The sequence below is a fragment of the Parasphingorhabdus sp. genome, from assembly GCF_036964565.1.
Classification (GTDB): domain Bacteria; phylum Pseudomonadota; class Alphaproteobacteria; order Sphingomonadales; family Sphingomonadaceae; genus Parasphingorhabdus.
Map to the genome: position 1 here is coordinate 120,130 of NZ_JBALTN010000002.1, position 15,403 is coordinate 135,532.

General features: G+C 62.1%; 17 protein-coding genes. 10 read left to right on the forward strand and 7 right to left on the reverse strand.

Annotated features, from left to right (window positions below; all coding sequences use genetic code 11):
- Positions 1–6 precede the first annotated feature (6 nt).
- Positions 7–855 carry an N-carbamoylputrescine amidase gene (gene aguB, locus V7650_RS02595; protein WP_335654681.1) on the forward strand — a complete coding sequence of 283 codons (849 nt, stop codon included), beginning with the start codon at positions 7–9 and terminating at the stop codon, positions 853–855.
- Here aguB and V7650_RS02600 read toward each other — a convergent pair.
- Positions 828–1,493: a uracil-DNA glycosylase gene (locus V7650_RS02600; RefSeq protein WP_335654682.1), complete on the reverse strand. Its 666-nt coding sequence runs from the start codon at positions 1,491–1,493 to the stop codon at positions 828–830. The two genes, aguB and V7650_RS02600, sit on opposite strands and share 28 nt — an antisense overlap.
- Before the next feature lie 41 nt (positions 1,494–1,534).
- Positions 1,535–1,915 carry a DUF3597 domain-containing protein gene (locus V7650_RS02605; RefSeq protein WP_335654683.1) on the reverse strand — a complete coding sequence of 127 codons (381 nt, stop codon included), beginning with the start codon at positions 1,913–1,915 and terminating at the stop codon, positions 1,535–1,537.
- Positions 1,916–2,162: 247 nt separating this feature from the next.
- Between V7650_RS02605 and V7650_RS02610 the strand changes: the two genes are divergently transcribed.
- Complete coding sequence (locus tag V7650_RS02610; RefSeq protein ID WP_335654684.1) at positions 2,163–2,732, forward strand: DUF937 domain-containing protein; 570 nt, start codon at positions 2,163–2,165, stop codon at positions 2,730–2,732.
- 28 nt (positions 2,733–2,760) lie between these two features.
- On the forward strand, positions 2,761–3,141 hold the full coding sequence (locus tag V7650_RS02615) for a hypothetical protein (RefSeq protein ID WP_335654685.1): 381 nt from the start codon (positions 2,761–2,763) through the stop codon (positions 3,139–3,141).
- Here V7650_RS02615 and V7650_RS02620 read toward each other — a convergent pair.
- Both V7650_RS02620 and V7650_RS02625 read right to left on the reverse strand, forming a co-directional pair.
- Complete coding sequence (locus V7650_RS02620; protein WP_335654686.1) at positions 3,131–3,610, reverse strand: NfeD family protein; 480 nt, start codon at positions 3,608–3,610, stop codon at positions 3,131–3,133. The genes V7650_RS02615 and V7650_RS02620 overlap by 11 nt on opposite strands.
- A gap of 27 nt (positions 3,611–3,637) precedes the next feature.
- A complete protein-coding gene (locus V7650_RS02625; RefSeq protein WP_335654687.1) occupies positions 3,638–4,612 on the reverse strand; it encodes an SPFH domain-containing protein in 975 nt (324 codons plus the stop codon).
- Between the two features lie 102 nt (positions 4,613–4,714).
- On the opposite strand from V7650_RS02625, the gene V7650_RS02630 reads away from it, so the two are divergent.
- From V7650_RS02630 to V7650_RS02650, 5 genes are all read left to right on the forward strand, one after another.
- Complete coding sequence (locus V7650_RS02630) at positions 4,715–6,208, forward strand: M28 family peptidase (RefSeq protein ID WP_335654688.1); 1,494 nt, start codon at positions 4,715–4,717, stop codon at positions 6,206–6,208.
- Between the two features lie 50 nt (positions 6,209–6,258).
- Positions 6,259–7,737 (forward strand): IMP dehydrogenase, encoded by a 1,479-nt coding sequence (gene guaB, locus V7650_RS02635; RefSeq protein WP_335654689.1) that lies wholly within the window; start codon positions 6,259–6,261, stop codon positions 7,735–7,737.
- Positions 7,738–7,755: 18 nt separating this feature from the next.
- Positions 7,756–7,965 carry a hypothetical protein gene (locus tag V7650_RS02640; RefSeq protein WP_335654690.1) on the forward strand — a complete coding sequence of 70 codons (210 nt, stop codon included), beginning with the start codon at positions 7,756–7,758 and terminating at the stop codon, positions 7,963–7,965.
- Positions 7,962–9,140: an RsmB/NOP family class I SAM-dependent RNA methyltransferase gene (locus tag V7650_RS02645; protein ID WP_335654691.1), complete on the forward strand. Its 1,179-nt coding sequence runs from the start codon at positions 7,962–7,964 to the stop codon at positions 9,138–9,140. The genes V7650_RS02640 and V7650_RS02645 overlap by 4 nt, the downstream gene beginning before the upstream one ends.
- Before the next feature lie 69 nt (positions 9,141–9,209).
- On the forward strand, positions 9,210–9,740 hold the full coding sequence (locus V7650_RS02650) for a tetratricopeptide repeat protein (RefSeq protein ID WP_335654692.1): 531 nt from the start codon (positions 9,210–9,212) through the stop codon (positions 9,738–9,740).
- 21 nt (positions 9,741–9,761) lie between these two features.
- Here the strand turns inward: V7650_RS02650 and V7650_RS02655 are convergent, their stop codons facing one another.
- Genes V7650_RS02655 through V7650_RS02665 form a run of 3 tightly spaced genes read right to left on the reverse strand, consistent with a single transcriptional unit; the run spans position 9,762 to position 12,211 of the window.
- The gene (locus tag V7650_RS02655; protein ID WP_335654693.1) at positions 9,762–10,712 is read right to left on the reverse strand and encodes a DUF481 domain-containing protein; all 951 of its coding nucleotides are present in this window, start codon (positions 10,710–10,712) and stop codon (positions 9,762–9,764) included.
- A 22-nt stretch (positions 10,713–10,734) separates the two neighbouring features.
- A complete protein-coding gene (locus tag V7650_RS02660; protein ID WP_335654694.1) occupies positions 10,735–11,241 on the reverse strand; it encodes an RNA pyrophosphohydrolase in 507 nt (168 codons plus the stop codon).
- A gap of 19 nt (positions 11,242–11,260) precedes the next feature.
- Positions 11,261–12,211, reverse strand: coding sequence for an alpha/beta hydrolase (locus V7650_RS02665; RefSeq protein ID WP_335654695.1), 951 nt, complete (start codon positions 12,209–12,211; stop codon positions 11,261–11,263).
- A 178-nt stretch (positions 12,212–12,389) separates the two neighbouring features.
- Between V7650_RS02665 and V7650_RS02670 the strand changes: the two genes are divergently transcribed.
- Both V7650_RS02670 and V7650_RS02675 read left to right on the forward strand, forming a co-directional pair.
- Complete coding sequence (locus V7650_RS02670) at positions 12,390–14,279, forward strand: 2-oxoacid:acceptor oxidoreductase subunit alpha (protein WP_335654696.1); 1,890 nt, start codon at positions 12,390–12,392, stop codon at positions 14,277–14,279.
- Positions 14,276–15,307: a 2-oxoacid:ferredoxin oxidoreductase subunit beta gene (locus tag V7650_RS02675; RefSeq protein ID WP_335654697.1), complete on the forward strand. Its 1,032-nt coding sequence runs from the start codon at positions 14,276–14,278 to the stop codon at positions 15,305–15,307. Before V7650_RS02670 ends, V7650_RS02675 begins: the two co-directional genes overlap by 4 nt.
- The last annotated feature ends 96 nt before the right edge of the window (positions 15,308–15,403 follow it).

The window sequence follows — 15,403 nt, forward strand, 5'->3', positions numbered from 1 at the left end:
GCCGCTATGAGCAATTTATGCGTAGCGGCCCTGCAGCTGCCCCTCGGCGGCGATGAACGGGAAAATATTGGTGCCGTCACCGGCCTGGTGGCCGAGGCGGCCGAACAGGGTGCGCAGATCATCCTGCCGCCGGAGCTGTTTGCCAGCCCCTATTTCTGCAAGACCGAGGACGAGGAACTGTTTGCGCTGGCGCAGCCGGTAAGCGAGAGCGCGCCGGTCCTCGCCATGCAGAAGCTGGCGCGGCAATTTGGCGTCGCCATCCCGGCCAGCTTTTTCGAACGCGACGGGCACCATCACTACAACAGCCTGGCGATGATCGATCCCGATGGCGAGATCATGGGCGTCTATCGCAAGAGCCACATTCCGGACGGGCCCGGCTACGAGGAAAAATATTATTTCCGTCCCGGCAACACCGGGTTCCGGACGTGGGATGTCTTCGGCACCCGCATCGGGGTCGGCATCTGCTGGGACCAGTGGTATCCGGAAAGCGCCCGCGCGATGGCGCTGATGGGCGCGGAGCTGCTCTTCTATCCCACCGCGATCGGATCGGAACCCTATGACGCCGACCTCGATACCAGCCGCATGTGGCGGCGGGCGATGCAGGGCCATGCGGTGAGCAACTGCATGCCGGTGGTGGCCAGCAACCGGATCGGGATGGAGGATGACCAGGCCTTTTACGGGCACAGTTTCATCGCCAACCAATGGGGTGACCTGGTTCAGGAATATGGCTCGGACGAGACCGGCGTGCTGGTCGCCTCCTTCGATCTGGAGGAAGCGCGCACGCATCGCGCTGGCATGGGCTTCTTCCGCGACCGCCGTCCAGAGCTTTACGGACGACTGGTCGAGGACAGATAGGCCGCCCGGGCGAAGATCTTTTCGAACATCGCCGCCGTCAGCCGTCCCGTGTTCACATTATACCGGCTGCAATGATAGCTGTCGATCAGGGTGCGACCACCAGCGAGCTGGTGGATCGCGCCGTGGACGAATTTGTGATCGGCGAGGCGCTCGCCGGACAGCCGGATGATGCTGTCATGGGCGACCTTTCCCAGCGCCACGATGATTTGCAGACGGGGCAGTCCGTCCAGCGCCTTCGCGAGATAAGGGCGGCAATTGTTGATTTCGGCGCCGGTGGGCTTGTTCTGCGGTGGCAGGCACTTGACCGCATTGAGGATCACCGCGCCGTTCAGCCTGATCCCGTCGGCGGGATCATTGGCGAAACGGCCGTGGACAAAACCGTGTCTGGTCAGGGTGGCAAACAGCATCTCGCCCGAGGCGTCGCCGGTAAACGGCCGGCCGGTGCGATTGGCACCTTCCCGGCCCGGGGCGAGCCCGACAATCGCCAGCCACGCATTCGGATCGCCAAAGGCGGGAACCGGTGCATTCCACCAGTCGGGCTGGTCCTTGCGCAGCGACCGGCGCAGGCCGGCCAGCCGGCTGCAGCGGCGGCATCCGGCCGGCGCTTCGGCAAAGGGAAGGGGGCCATGATCGCTCACGACCCCCCGCCTAATTTCATATCGCGACAGCGTCCAGAATATTAGTCTTTCAGGTCCGCCGGGACGATGCCGCCGGCTTCGGCAATCTTGTTCATCACCTGCTTGTGCAGCAGGATATTGTCTTCCGCGCTGCCGCTATAGTCGTCGTTGCCCAGTTCCTGCGCCAGCTCCTTGCGATTGCCGTAGCTGGCATCGATCTGGACCAGTTTCATCAGGTCGACGATGGACGTGCGCCAGTTGAGCTTGTCGGAGCCGGGGATATTGTCGAGCCGTGCCGCGACATCGACTTCGCTGATCGCCGCGCGCTCCGGCGAAACCTCGGCAACCGGCGCTGCTGCCACGGGCGCTGCCGCGGCCTTTGGTTCTGCCGCCTTCGCATCGCTGCCAAAAATGGCGTTCTTGATTTTTCCGAAAATGCTCATCTGCTGATCCTTTGTGATTTTCGGGCCGCCTGAGTGCCCTTTGCCAATAAATGCCCCTGCACAGTCATCTTCACCCCGCGCGTTGCCGAGTCAATCGCGGCCCGGTCCGGTCCACGTCTTTTTGCGATCAATCCGTTGTAAATATTGGTAAAACGACCGGGCATGCGGTTTAATGACCGAAAATATGCTAGGTCGTCTTTGCGGGAGAGAATCACTGCACCCTGTGATGGCCAGAAGGAGAGCGACGATGGAAATTATGGACATGCTGCAAAAGTCGGGCGGCATTGGCACGATGGCCAGGGAATTGGGCATCAGCGAAAGCGTCGCGGAGACCGGAGCAGCAGCCTTGCTCCCTGCCATATTGGGGGGATTCAAGAAGACCACCCAGACACAGCCCGGCGGGCTGGACGGACTTGGCGGATTGCTGGGGCAGTTGGGCGGGGGCGGATTGCTCGACAGCGTGCTCGGCTCGCAGCCCACACCGGTGGACAAGGGCAATGACGTGCTCGGGCAGATATTCGGCTCCAAGGAAGTCAGCCGGACGGTTGCCGCGGGCGCGGAGCAACAGACCGGCATCAGCAGCGAGCTGCTGAAAAAAATGCTGCCCGTGGTGGCGATGATGGTCGCCGGCTATATGGCCAAGCAGAGTGCCGGCAGCAACGACGCTGGCGGCGGTCTCGGGGGCCTGATTGGCGGGCTGCTCGGTGGCGGCAAAAAGACGTCTGCCGGTGGCGGTCTCGGTTCGCTGCTCGACCTCAACGGCGACGGCAATGCGCTCGACGATATCATCGGCATGGCGGGCAAGCTGGTCCGCTAGATCCGGCGACAGGGGGAGGACAGAAATCATGAGCATGCTCGACAAAATCATGGCGATGTTGCCGGACAATTTCACGCTGGACGATATTGCCGAAAAGGCCGGGATGACCACGGAGGAAGCCCGGAGGGGCGGTGAGGCGCTGTTCGCCAGACTGCGCGAGGGAGGCACCGACCGGATGACGGCGATCCGCGAAGCCGCCGCCGAGGCCGGGATCGACCCGGAGAAACTCAAGGGATTGTTGCCGGCGATGGCGGAAAAAGCCGGTCTCGATGGCGAGGGCGGTCTGATGGACCGGCTCGGCGGGGAAAATGGCCTGCTCGGCAAGGTCACCGGCTATCTCGACCGCGACGGCGACGGCAATCCGATCAATGACCTTGCCAATATGGCGAAGGGCTTCTTCAGGAAATAGGCTGGCTGCCCGGCTGCGCGCCGTTGTCAATCGCCTCCAGACGAAGGACACCGGCTTCGACCGCCGCGACCTTTGCGATCATGCCCTTTGCCAGACTGGGCCCCTGGGCCGGCCATTCGCCGTCCCCGACTTTGACCCGTCCGCTGGTCGCGGATACCGCCTCCACCACGGTCACGGTTCGGCCGACCAGTTGCGCAGAGCGGTTGTTGAGCAGCGGATTTTCGCTTTCGACATTGTGGGTGAGATACCAGCGGCGACCGCCCAGCACGGCCAGGATGGTGGCCAGGCCGAACAAAGTCAGCTGACCCGCCACTGTCAGATCGATGAACAGCGACAGAATACCCGTCACGGCCGCCGCGGCGGCAACCCAGATCAGGAAAACCCCGGGTACGAACAGTTCGGCGAGCGCCAGCAGCGCCGCCAGTCCCAGCCAGACATATTCCGGATTGCTGATCGAAAAATCATCCACCGTCTTGTGCTCCCTCGCTGTGCGTTGTCACTCGTCCCGATTGTCGAACGGGCCCTTGCGCGGCGGCGGCGGCGGCGGCGAAAATGTCTGGGCAGTGTCGCCAAAGGCTTCTCTGGCCAGTGCGCCGATACCGCCGAGGGTGCCGATCAGCTGGGTCGCCTCGACCGGGAACAATATGGTCTTGGCATTGGGCGAGGTGGCAAATTTCTCGACCGCCTTCACATAGTCCTGGGCGACAAAATAGTTGATCGCCTGGGCATTGCCGCCAGCGATCGCCTGCGACACCATTTCGGTGGCCTTGGCTTCGGCCTGCGCTTCGCGTTCGCGGGCTTCGGCGTCGAGGAAAGCTGCTTCCTTGCGGCCTTCCGCCTGCAGGATCTGCCCCTGCTTCTCACCCTCGGAGCGCAGGATTTCGGAAGCGCGCGCGCCTTCGGCATCCAGGATATTGGCGCGTTTCTCGCGTTCCGCCTTCATCTGCCGCGCCATCGCGTTGACGATGTCCTGCGGTGGACGAATGTCCTTGATCTCGACGCGGGTGATCTTGATCCCCCAGGGCGTGGTGGCGTCGTCGATCACCACCAGCAGGCGGGCGTTGATCTCGTCGCGCTTCGACAGGGTCTCGTCGAGGTCCATCGATCCCATCACCGTGCGCAGGTTGGTGGTGACGAGGTTTAGGATCGCGTTGTACAGGTCGTTGACCTCATAGGCTGCCTTCGCCGCGTCCAGAACCTGGAAGAAGACCACGCCGTCGGTGGAAATCATCGCATTGTCCTTGGTAATGATCTCCTGGCCCGGAATATCGAGCACCTGCTCCATCATGTTGACCTTGCGGCCGACGCGATAGAGAAAGGCAGGGTAGAAGTTGAAGCCCGGTTGCGCGGTCGTGGTGTAGCGACCAAAATATTCGACGGTATAATGGTAGCCCTGCCGAACGATCTTGATGCTCGCAAAAAGATAGATGATGGTGACCAGCAGCACCAGCAGCAACAGTGAAACACCCATTTCCATTCTCCCTCGCGACCCGTCTCATTGTCATTGATTATTTGCGGGATAATGCCAAGGGAAAAGCGAACGGCTTGCCTGAGTGAAAGGGTTTTCTCCGCAATGCGTATCATTGCATTACTTTGTGTTACCGGGCTGGCCTTTTCCAGCGCGGCGCGTTCCGAGCCGATCGCGGAGGCTGATCTGCTCCGCCATATCGAAATACTCGCGAGCGATGCCTTCGAGGGCCGGGAACCCGGGACCCTGGGCGAAAACCGGACCGTCAATTATATTGCCACGCAATGGGCGAAGACCGGCCTTCGCCCCGCTGGTGCAGACGGCTCCTGGTACGCGCCGGTGCAGCTGGTAGAGCGCGTGCCGGAACGCTATCGCATGACGGTTGCACATGGGCCGGGGGGCAGGCCAGCGACACTGCCGCAGGAAGAGATAATTCTGCGCAGCCGCGCGCCATCATTCGAACAGAGGGATATGCCTCTGGTTTTCGCCGGTTATGCAGATTCTGATCCCGGTCTGTCGGTCAGCGGAAAACTCGTCCTGTTGCCGCTCGCGCCGCTGGCGAAAGGCGAGCATATTCCCGACTTTCGGTCGCGCAAGCGGCAACTGATGCGGGACGGGGCGGTCGGGGTGATCATGGTCCTGGAGAAGCCGGACCAGTGGCCCCGATACCGGCGTTTCTTCGCGCGCGGCGCGACGGGCCTGTCCGTGGTCGAGGATCATGCAGCGATCGAGGGGATGATAAGTCCGGACCAGTTCCGCGCCATCGTCCGGCAGTCGGGGCGCGATGACCGGCAGTTGCTGGCGGACCGGGATGCGATCGCTGTCATCGATCTTGACCTGCTGGCCAGTGCCGGTGCCGAGACACGGGTCCGTTCCTATCTGTCGCACAACGTGATCGGCAGGATCGCCGGTACGGAACCGGAAAGCGGTGCGCTGCTGTTCCTGGGGCACTGGGACCATTTCGGCATCTGCCGGGCCGAAGATCCGCAGGACCCCGACAAGGACCGGATCTGCAACGGCGCGGTCGACAATGCCAGCGGCCTGTCGCTGCTGATCGAAACGGCGAAGCGGTTGTCCGCTACCCCGCATGACCGGGACATCTATTTTCTGGCAACCACTGCCGAGGAAAAGGGCCTGCTTGGGGCGCGGGCCTTTGTCGAAAGCCCGCCGGTTGCACTGGAAAAATTGGTCGTCGCCTTCAACGCCGATACGATCGCCCTCTCGGCCAATGCGACGCGGATTGCGGTGCTGGGACTGGGAGAATCCGGCCTGGATGCGGACATCGAGATCGTCGCAGGACAGGAAGGGCGAGAAATCGACCGCAGCGGCATTTCTGATCCCTATGTCAGGCGACAGGACGGCTACGTGTTTCTCGAACGTGACATTCCGGCCTACCTGATCACCAGCGCCTTTACCGATCAGGAACGGCTGGATGCTTTTATCAATGGTCCCTATCATGATGTCAGCGACGAGGTGAACGATGACCTTCTGCTGACCGGTGCCGCGGCAGATGCCAATTTTCATGTCGCGCTGGGCCGCTATTTTGCCTCAGCCGCTACTTATCCGGGAAAAGCCACTAGCGGCGAGGCCGATAACTGATTACATGGGCCGCCACAGAATCACATTCACGACATCGGAAAGTGGCGATCATGAGCAGGCCGGGCAAGCATAAAGATATTCCATTGGGACTGACGTTTGACGATGTCCTGTTGCGGCCAGGCGCGTCCGATATCGTGCCAAGCCAGGCCGATACCAAGACCCGCCTCACCAAGCTGATCGGCCTGAATATCCCGATCCTCTCGTCGGCGATGGATACGGTCACGGAATCGGACATGGCCATCGTGATGGCGCAAATGGGCGGCATCGGTGTTCTGCACCGCAATCTGACGCTCGAACAGCAGATTGCGGCGGTGCGTCAGGTCAAGCGCTTCGAATCCGGCATGGTGGTCAACCCGATCACCATCGCCCCGGAAGCCACCCTTGCCGAAGCGCAGGCGACGATGCAGCAGAACCGGATATCGGGCATTCCCGTGGTCGAGAAATCGGGCAAGCTGGTCGGCATATTGACCAACCGCGACGTGCGCTTTGCGGAAAATCCTAAACAGCCGGTTTCGGAGCTGATGACCCGGGATAATCTGGCGACGGTTCCAGCCGGTGTCAGCCAGGAAGAGGCGCGCCGGACACTGCACCAGCGCCGGATCGAGAAGCTGCTGGTGGTGGATGACAATTATCATTGCGTCGGCCTGATCACGGTCAAGGATATCGAGAAGGCGGTGACCTATCCCAACGCGACCAAGGATATCTCCGGCCGCCTGCGCGTCGCGGCGGCATCGACCGTGGGCGACAGCGGGCAGGAGCGAACCGAAGCGCTGATCGACGCGGAGTGCGATCTGATCGTGATCGACACCGCACACGGCCACAGCGCGATGGTGGCGCGGGCCGTCGAAGAGGTCAAGAAACGGTCAAACGGCGTCCAGGTCATTGCCGGCAACGTCGCCACCGCCGCGGCAACCCGGGCGCTGATCGACGCCGGCGCCGACGGCATCAAGGTCGGCATCGGACCGGGTTCCATCTGCACCACGCGGGTGGTGGCCGGTGTCGGCGTACCCCAGCTGACCGCGATCATCGAATGCGCGGAAGAAGCCGAGAAATCCGGAATACCGGTGATCGCCGATGGCGGTCTCAGAACCTCGGGCGATGTCGCCAAGGCGCTGGCCGCAGGCGCGTCGGCGGTGATGATCGGATCCCTGCTTGCCGGTACCGAGGAAGCACCAGGCGAAACCTTCCTCTATCAGGGCCGCGCCTACAAGAGCTATCGCGGCATGGGCTCGGTCGGCGCGATGGCGCGCGGATCGGCGGACCGCTATTTCCAGCAGGACATTACCGACCAGATGAAGCTGGTCCCCGAAGGGATCGAAGGCCAGGTGCCGTTCAAGGGACCGGCGCGCGACGTCATTCACCAGCTGGTCGGCGGCGTGAAGGCGGCGATGGGCTATACCGGCTCGGCGACGCTGGAAGATCTGCGCGAACGGGCCGAATTCGTCCGCATCACCAATGCCGGATTGCAGGAAAGCCACGTCCATGATGTGGCGATCACGCGGGAAGCGCCCAATTATCCGACGCGCTAGCGCCTGCGGAGCGATCGCGTGATCGAAGCCAAGATCTTCTTGCTGATGCTGGTCTGGCCCACCGGCCAGTCCGACGCCCGTCCGCTGTGGGCGACAGATGCCTATCTGACCGTGGAAGACTGTGAACAGGCGGCGGTGCAGCGCAAGGCACAGGCCGTCATGGCCCATGGCGCCGCGGCGCGTGCCAGCCACTATTGCGTCCATGCCGACGATCGCATGAACCCGTGACCCCCTCGGCCAGACTGCAGGCAGCGATCGATCTGCTCGACTGGATCATTGCCGCGGCCCGCGACAACGGCGCCTCCGCCGACAATATCGCGAAGAAATTCTTCAAGGAGCGCCGCTACGCCGGATCGGGCGACCGCCGCGCGATCCGCGAACATGTCTACGCCGCCATCCGGCGCTGGGGCGACCGGCCGGACAGTGGTCGGCAGGCGTTGCTGGGACTTCTCGACGAACAGCCCGAATGGCGGGAATTGTTCGGTGGCGGCAATTACGGCCCCGCCGCGATTGCTGCCGATGAGCCGGTTGCCAGCGGCCCGCAAGTGCCGGCCTGGCTGGCCGGCCGGTTTGCCAGCCTGATCGACGAGGCGGAACAGAGCGCGCTGTTCGATCGCGCGCCGCTGCACATCCGGGTAAACGCCCAACGCGCCACCGACGCGTCAATCACCGCCGCCTGGCCGGACGCGGTCGCTCTGCCGCTGCCTCATGCCTTCGCGCTTCCGACCGGCACGCAGGTGGAAGACATGCCGCTCTATCGCGACGGCGCAGTCGAAATCCAGGATATGGGCAGCCAGGCGATTGCCTTGGCTGGCGCTGCATCGACGCCGAAACTGGCGCTCGACCTGTGCGCGGGGGCGGGCGGCAAGACCCTCGCGCTGGCGGCGATGCTTCCCTCCGACAGCCAGATCATCGCGGCGGATACCGATCGCGGGCGGCTGAGCCGGATCGATCCGCGCAAACGCAGGGCCGGTGCCGACAATATCGAGACGATCCTGCTCGGACCGGGCAGGGAAGCCGAATCGCTCCAGCATCTGAAATCGCGTTGCGACCTGGTCCTGATCGACGCGCCCTGCAGCGGTACCGGTACCTGGCGGCGCAACCCCGAGCTGCGCTGGCGGATGACGCCGAAACGCCTCGACCACACCACCGAGCTGCAGCAGCGGCTGTTTGAGCTCGGCAGCGAGATGGTGAAGCCGGGCGGACATCTGGTCTATGCGGTATGCTCGCTGCTCGACGCAGAGGGCGGAGAGCAGACCGAGAGTTTTCTCGAATCACACCCCGGATGGCGGGAGAAACCGATTGATTTGCCGATTGGCCGCCCATATCGTAAAGGCGTTCTTCTTTCACCCTGTCATGACGGAACGGATGGCTTTTATTTTACCTGTCTCGAAAAATTGTGATAGCAGGCCATGTTAAGCCAGCATGCAGATGATCCTGGCTATGGTCGCGAGAGTTTAATGGAGCTGATTATGCGTTTTTCCCCGGCTGTTGTTGCCTTGTCTCTCGTTTTTGCCACCGTTTCGAGCGCCGGTTTTGGCCAGTCTGCCGATATCGAGATCAAGCAGCAGTCAGTGGAATATATGCAGCTGGGCGAAGCGGCGCAGAAGCGCGGCGAACTCGATCTGGCGGCGGACCTCTACGAAACCTCGCTGGCGGTCGATCCGCGCAACGGTTCGGCCTTTATCGCGCTCGCCCAGATTGCCCGGGTGCAGCAACTGCCCGGCAAGGCGATCCGCCTCTATCGCGAGGCGCTGATTCTCGATCCGAACAATCTCGACGCACTGGCCGGTCAGGGCGAAGCCCTGATCCAGCGCGGCGCTCTGGAAAAGGCGCGGGTAAACCTGTCGCGGATCGAAACCCTGTGCCGGGCGCGCTGCACGCAGAACGACCAGCTGGCCTCGGCAATCAAGCTGGCCGAACAGAAGCCGGTGCTGTCGGCCGAAGCGGTCACGCCCAAGCCGAAGATCGGTGACGAGGAACCGGCGAGCGAAACGCCCTGACCGCGCGCACCGCGAGTCTCCCTAAAAATCGTAGACCAGGGTCGCGCGGCTGAGCGTATCGGTTTTCCGGCGACCGACCGGCGGATTGGTCTCGTGCTCCACTGTATAGGACAGACGCGTCGACAGGCCGCCGATCAGCTTTGCGGTCAGCGCGGTTGTCGCCGTGATGGAGGTGTTGTCGCTGTCGATCACGGCGGTTCCCGACGTAAAGCCCTGCGCGTCGCTGGCATAGGTGCCGCCGGCATCCTGCGACAATTTGATATTGTCGGCAATCTGCCAGTCAAAATCCACGCCGACCAGGCCGGCCAGGCTGCTTTTGCTGTCGCCGGCGGGAAATTCCGTGACCCGAACCGCCGGTCCGGCCTTGACGGCCAGCCGCATGGCGTCGGTTTTCACCAGCTCGTAGCCGAGGCCGCCCGACAGGGTGTAACGGGCCGAAAAGCCCTGGAAGCGGTCGCGTTCAAATTGCGCCAGGCCATAGGCGTATAATTTCTCGCTGAACTTGTAGTTCGGCTCGATCGTCGCGTTCAGCTGCTCCCGGGTGGTCCTGCCGCGGTTGCGCTCATAGTCGGCGCGCGCCTGAAAGTTCAGCCGCCATTTGACGGCATCCTTCACCAGCTTGACCCCACCCGAAAGGCCGAGATTTCTGGTGTTTCCGGTCGAGCGAAACCCGCCCAGTTCGCCCTGGCCCGTCCAGTTTTCAAAAAAGCCGGCTTCCTGCTTCTCCCGCAGCGCCGCGGCCGCGGTCCTCGCGAGACTGGCATTATAATCGGCCATCAGGGCGTCGATTTCCGGGACATCGTCCGGGTTGGTGGCCTTCGCCAGTTTGACGACAGCCGCAACATCCTGCTTGTTTCCCGATGCAATCGCCGCGTCGATCATTGCCCTGACCGGATCGGGCAGGGCAGCGGTGGCCTCCGCGGATAGGCTCGCGGAGCCAAGAATTGCGGCGGTCAGGGCCAGTCTGTACATAGGAAATCTCGATTGGATGTGATTAGATCAGCGGCTGAAATTCCTTCAGCACCGCGCGATACAGATCCCTTTTGAAGGGAACGATAAGGTCCGGCAGACCCGCCGGATCGGTCCATTTCCAGTTTTTGAACTCGGCATGTTCGGTCCGGATATCGATATGATCATCCTCGCCCGTGAAGCGCATCAGGAACCAGCTTTGCCGCTGGCCGCGATATTTGCCCTTCCAGATCTTGCCGAGCAGTTCGTCTGGCAGGTCGTAGAAATATTCTTCCCGCGTCCGGCCGATGATCTGGACATGATCGGCAACAACGCCGGTTTCTTCCCACAATTCGCGCAGGGCAGCGACTTCCGCATCCTCGCCCTCGTCGATCCCGCCCTGCGGCATCTGCCAGGCGTCCGGATAGGGGCTGTCGGCGGCATCGAGGCGCTGGCCGACGAAAACCTGGCCGTCGCGGTTGGCAAGCATGATGCCCGCGCAGGGGCGATAGGGGAGAGCGGTAAAATCGATGATACTGGGCCTTTCGGACATGTTTATAGGCACGCCGGCGCTAGTTGGCCAGCGAGGCGATCAGGATCTTCCACGCGGCAATCATTTTGTCGACGTCCTGCGCCGCGGACGGCACCGCCTTGCGGATGTTGATGAAGCCGTGCACATTTCCGGGCATTTCGATGAAATGCGTGTCCACGCCATGGCCGATCAACGCGGCGGCATAGGCCCGTCCCTGGTCACGCAGCGGATCCAGTCCGGCGGTCACCAGAACCGTGGGTGGTGACCGGGACAGATCGCCAAGATAGGGCGAGACCATGATGTCTTCACCAAGCGGCGCGTAGTGACTGTTGAAATATTCCATGCTGTCGCGGGTGAGCAGGAAGCCTTCGGCAAATTCGTCCATCGATCCGCCTTCGGCATCCATCCGGGTGGCGGGATAGATCGGAAATTGCGCCACCACCGGAACCGCAGCGGGCTCGGCGGCCAGCGCCTGCCCGACGACCAGGGCCAGATTGCCGCCGGCGCTGTCGCCGCAGGGTATCAGGCCGCTGATTTCCAGTTTCAGCTGCTGCTGGTTGTCGGCAACCCACCGGGTCGCGGCTAGGCTGTCCTGCGGCGCGGCGGGGAAGGGGGCCTCGGGGGCCAGCCGGTAATCCACCGCGATCACCGGCAGGTCCATCTCGCGCGCGACATGGGTGCAGAAGCTGTGGTGCGATTCCAGGTCGCCGATGACGAAGCCGCCGCCATGGTAGAAGACGATCACGGGCGTTGCCCCGCTCCGTTCCGCCTGGCTGTCATAGAGGCGGAGCGCGATGTCGCCGGCAGGGCCGGGACAGGTCAGATCTTCGATCCTCGGCAACGCGACCGGGTCGGCTTCCAGCAGCGCCGCCATCATGTTGTACATTTCGCGGGCGGCGACCGGTTCGACCTCCGACATCAGCGGCTGGTCCGATTGCTCCATCATGGTCAATATCATCTGCACATCGGGGCGCACGTAAATGTCGGTCATCTCTCTTCTCCCGCAAGCGAACCGGAGGATTAGATCAGGCCATGTTCACTAGGCAAGGGCTAATCCGGGAGGGACGCCCAAACAAATGCTTTATCCCTATTAGTTTTTGTGGTTTGAAGCCCCACGCATTGCTGCTCTACAGCGGTTTGCATAATAACAAAGGCACGGAAAATCAGTCATGGCCACCGTTTTGAAGCAGGAAGAACCGAATAATCCCCATCCCGAAGGCGCGGAAAATGTCGTCGTCCGTTTCGCTGGCGACAGCGGCGACGGGATGCAGCTGACCGGAGGGCAGTTCACCCTCTCGACGGCGCTGGCCGGCAATGATCTCGCCACCTTTCCGGATTTCCCGGCAGAGATCAGGGCTCCGCAGGGTACCCTGTTCGGCGTCTCCGCCTTCCAGATCAACTTCGGTTCGCGAGCGATTGAAACCGCCGGCGATGAACCCGATGTACTGATCGCGATGAACCCGGCAGCGCTCAAGACCAACGTCCAGGCGGTCCGGCCCGGCGGCCTGGTGATTGCCGACGAAGGCGAATTCGGAAAGCGCAATCTCGACAAGGCCCATTATGACAGCAATCCGCTGGAAGACGGCTCGCTGGCCAAATGGCAGCTGCTCAAGCTCAACATTTCCCAGCTGACGCTGGATGCGGTGAAACCGTTCGGTCTGGGCAACAAGGAAGCCCTGCGCTGCAAGAATATGTGGACTCTGGGGCTGGCGCTGTGGATGTTCGAACGCGATCGCGAACCGATCGTGCAATGGCTGAAAAGCAAATTTGCCAAGTTGCCCGAAATCGCGGAAGCGAATATCGCCGCACTCAACGCCGGCCACGCCTATGGCGAAACGGCGGAAATTTCCGGTGACGGCCTTGGCGGCGGTCATCTGCAGCATCACAAGATTGCCGCAGCACCAGCGGAAGCGGGCACCTACCGCACGGTCACCGGCGCGGAATCGATCTCGCTGGGACTGGTCGCTGGCGCAAGGCTGGCCGGACTGCCGATGTTCTTCGGCGGCTATCCGATCACTCCGGCTTCAGCGATCCTGCACCATCTGTCGCGGCTCAAGGAATTTGGCGTCACCACGTTCCAGGCCGAGGACGAGATTGCCGCGATCACCGCCGCGATCGGTGCCAGCTATGCCGGCAGCCTTGGCATTACTTCCTCTTCCGGTCCCGGCATTGCGCTGAAGGGCGAGGCCATGGGCCTTGCGATCATGACCGAACTGCCTTTGGTGATCGTCAATTCGCAGCGCGGTGGCCCGTCGACCGGCCTGCCGACCAAGACCGAGCAATCCGATCTCTACCAGGCGGTCTATGGCCGCAATGGTGATGCGCCGATGCCGGTGATTGCCGCGCGTTCGCCCGAAGACGCCTTTTACTGCGCGATCGAGGCGGTGCGGATTGCCGTGCAATATATGACGCCGGTGATGCTGCTGACCGATGGCTATATCGCCAATGCGGCGGAGCCGTGGAAGATTCCGGACGTAGATACGCTGGAACGGTTCCCCGTCAGCTTCATGACCGAAAAGCCCGAAGGGCCCCTGCTGCCCTACAGCCGCGACGAGAAGCTGAAGCGGCCATGGATCAAGCCGGGCACGCCCGGACTGATGCACCGGATCGGCGGCATCGAAAAGGGCGTCGACACCGGCCATATCGAATATGGTCCTGCCAACCACCAGACGATGACCGAAATCCGGCGCGACAAGATATTGGGCGTGGCCGACAGCCTGCCCGATCAGGACATTGCGCTGGGCAAGGCCGGCGCCAGGCTTGGCGTCATTGGCTGGGGCTCGACCTTCGGTCCGATCCACCAGGCGGTGCTGCGCGCCCAGAAGGCCGGCCAGGATGTCGCGCATGTCCATATCCGCAATATCTGGCCGCTGCCGAAGAATCTCGGGGATCTGCTCAAGAGCTTTGACCGGATCATCGTGCCGGAAATGAACACGGGTCAGCTGAAGACCATATTGCGCGACCAGTATCTGGTCGATGCCAAGCCGGTGAACAAGGTTTCCGGCCAGCCGTTTACCATCGCCGAGATTGTGACGGCGATCGAGGAGAATTTGTCATGAACGAGATGACCAAGATCACGACCACGCTGAAAGACTGGGAAACCGATCAGGAAGTCCGGTGGTGCCCGGGTTGCGGCGACTATGCGATCCTCAAGGCGGTGCAGCGCACCATGCCGGATCTCGGTGCCGACCCGTCGAACACCGTGTTCATCAGCGGCATCGGCTGCTCCTCGCGCTTCCCTTATTATATGGAGACCTATGGTTTTCATACGATTCACGGCCGTGCGCCGGCGATTGCGACCGGGGTCAAGCTCGCCAATCCCGAGCTCGATGTTTGGATCATCACCGGTGACGGCGATGCGCTGTCGATTGGCGGCAACCACACCATGCACCTGCTGCGCCGCAATCTCGATTGCCAGCTGATGCTGTTCAACAATGAAATTTACGGCCTGACCAAGGGCCAATATTCGCCGACCAGCCGGCAGGGCACGCACAGTCCCTCCACGCCTTATGGCTCGGTCGACCGGCCCGCCTCGCCCTGCGCCTTTGCGCTGGGTGCCGGCGCACGCTTTGTCGCGCGCGGCATCGATATCCATAAGGGCCTGCCCGATGTGCTGAAAGCCGCGCATGCGCACAAGGGGACATCGTTCATCGAGATCTTCCAGAACTGCATCGTCTACAACAAGGATGTGTTCGAGGAGTTCGCCGCCAAGAAAACCGCCGATGATACCCAGCTGCATCTGCTGAACGGCGAACCGATGCTGTTTGCCAAGGGCCAGAAGGGCATCACGCTCAATCGCAAGACATTGCAGCTGGAAGTCGTCGACGTGGTCGATGGCGACTGGGAAAGTGCCGGCGTGATCGTGCACGATGTGACCAACCGCTCGGTCGCGCATATGCTGGTCGAAATGCAATTTGGTGCATTCCCGATGGCGCTCGGCGTACTCTATGATGATCCGCGCCCGACATTCGAAGCCGCGGTCGTAGCGCAAAACGTCGCCTCGTCTGCCGGCAAGAAGCCCGATCTGCAGGGACTGCTGAACAAGGGCCAGACTTGGACGGTGACCGAGGACGGACCGGAATTATAGGTCAAAGTCGATCTTCGCTTGAAATGTTGGATTTGATTTGGCAGCATGAATCCATGGTTCTGCTGCGAAAAATTTCTTCCTGTGCCTCGAACAGGC

Bases quoted from the DNA above. Each gene is read 5' to 3' on its own strand.
- V7650_RS02655 (WP_335654693.1), bottom strand. From the start codon at position 10,712: ATGTACAGACTGGCCCTGACCGCCGCAATTCTTGGCTCCGCGAGCCTA.
- V7650_RS02665 (WP_335654695.1), bottom strand. From the start codon at position 12,211: ATGACCGACATTTACGTGCGCCCCGATGTGCAGATGATATTGACCATG.
- V7650_RS02630 (WP_335654688.1), top strand. From the start codon at position 4,715: ATGCGTATCATTGCATTACTTTGTGTTACCGGGCTGGCCTTTTCCAGC.
- V7650_RS02625 (WP_335654687.1), bottom strand. From the start codon at position 4,612: ATGGGTGTTTCACTGTTGCTGCTGGTGCTGCTGGTCACCATCATCTAT.
- V7650_RS02660 (WP_335654694.1), bottom strand. From the start codon at position 11,241: ATGTCCGAAAGGCCCAGTATCATCGATTTTACCGCTCTCCCCTATCGC.
- V7650_RS02670 (WP_335654696.1), top strand. From the start codon at position 12,390: ATGGCCACCGTTTTGAAGCAGGAAGAACCGAATAATCCCCATCCCGAA.
- V7650_RS02605 (WP_335654683.1), bottom strand. From the start codon at position 1,915: ATGAGCATTTTCGGAAAAATCAAGAACGCCATTTTTGGCAGCGATGCG.
- V7650_RS02675 (WP_335654697.1), top strand. From the start codon at position 14,276: ATGAACGAGATGACCAAGATCACGACCACGCTGAAAGACTGGGAAACC.
- V7650_RS02650 (WP_335654692.1), top strand. From the start codon at position 9,210: ATGCGTTTTTCCCCGGCTGTTGTTGCCTTGTCTCTCGTTTTTGCCACC.
- guaB (WP_335654689.1), top strand. From the start codon at position 6,259: ATGAGCAGGCCGGGCAAGCATAAAGATATTCCATTGGGACTGACGTTT.
- V7650_RS02610 (WP_335654684.1), top strand. From the start codon at position 2,163: ATGGAAATTATGGACATGCTGCAAAAGTCGGGCGGCATTGGCACGATG.
- V7650_RS02615 (WP_335654685.1), top strand. From the start codon at position 2,761: ATGAGCATGCTCGACAAAATCATGGCGATGTTGCCGGACAATTTCACG.
- aguB (WP_335654681.1), top strand. From the start codon at position 7: ATGAGCAATTTATGCGTAGCGGCCCTGCAGCTGCCCCTCGGCGGCGAT.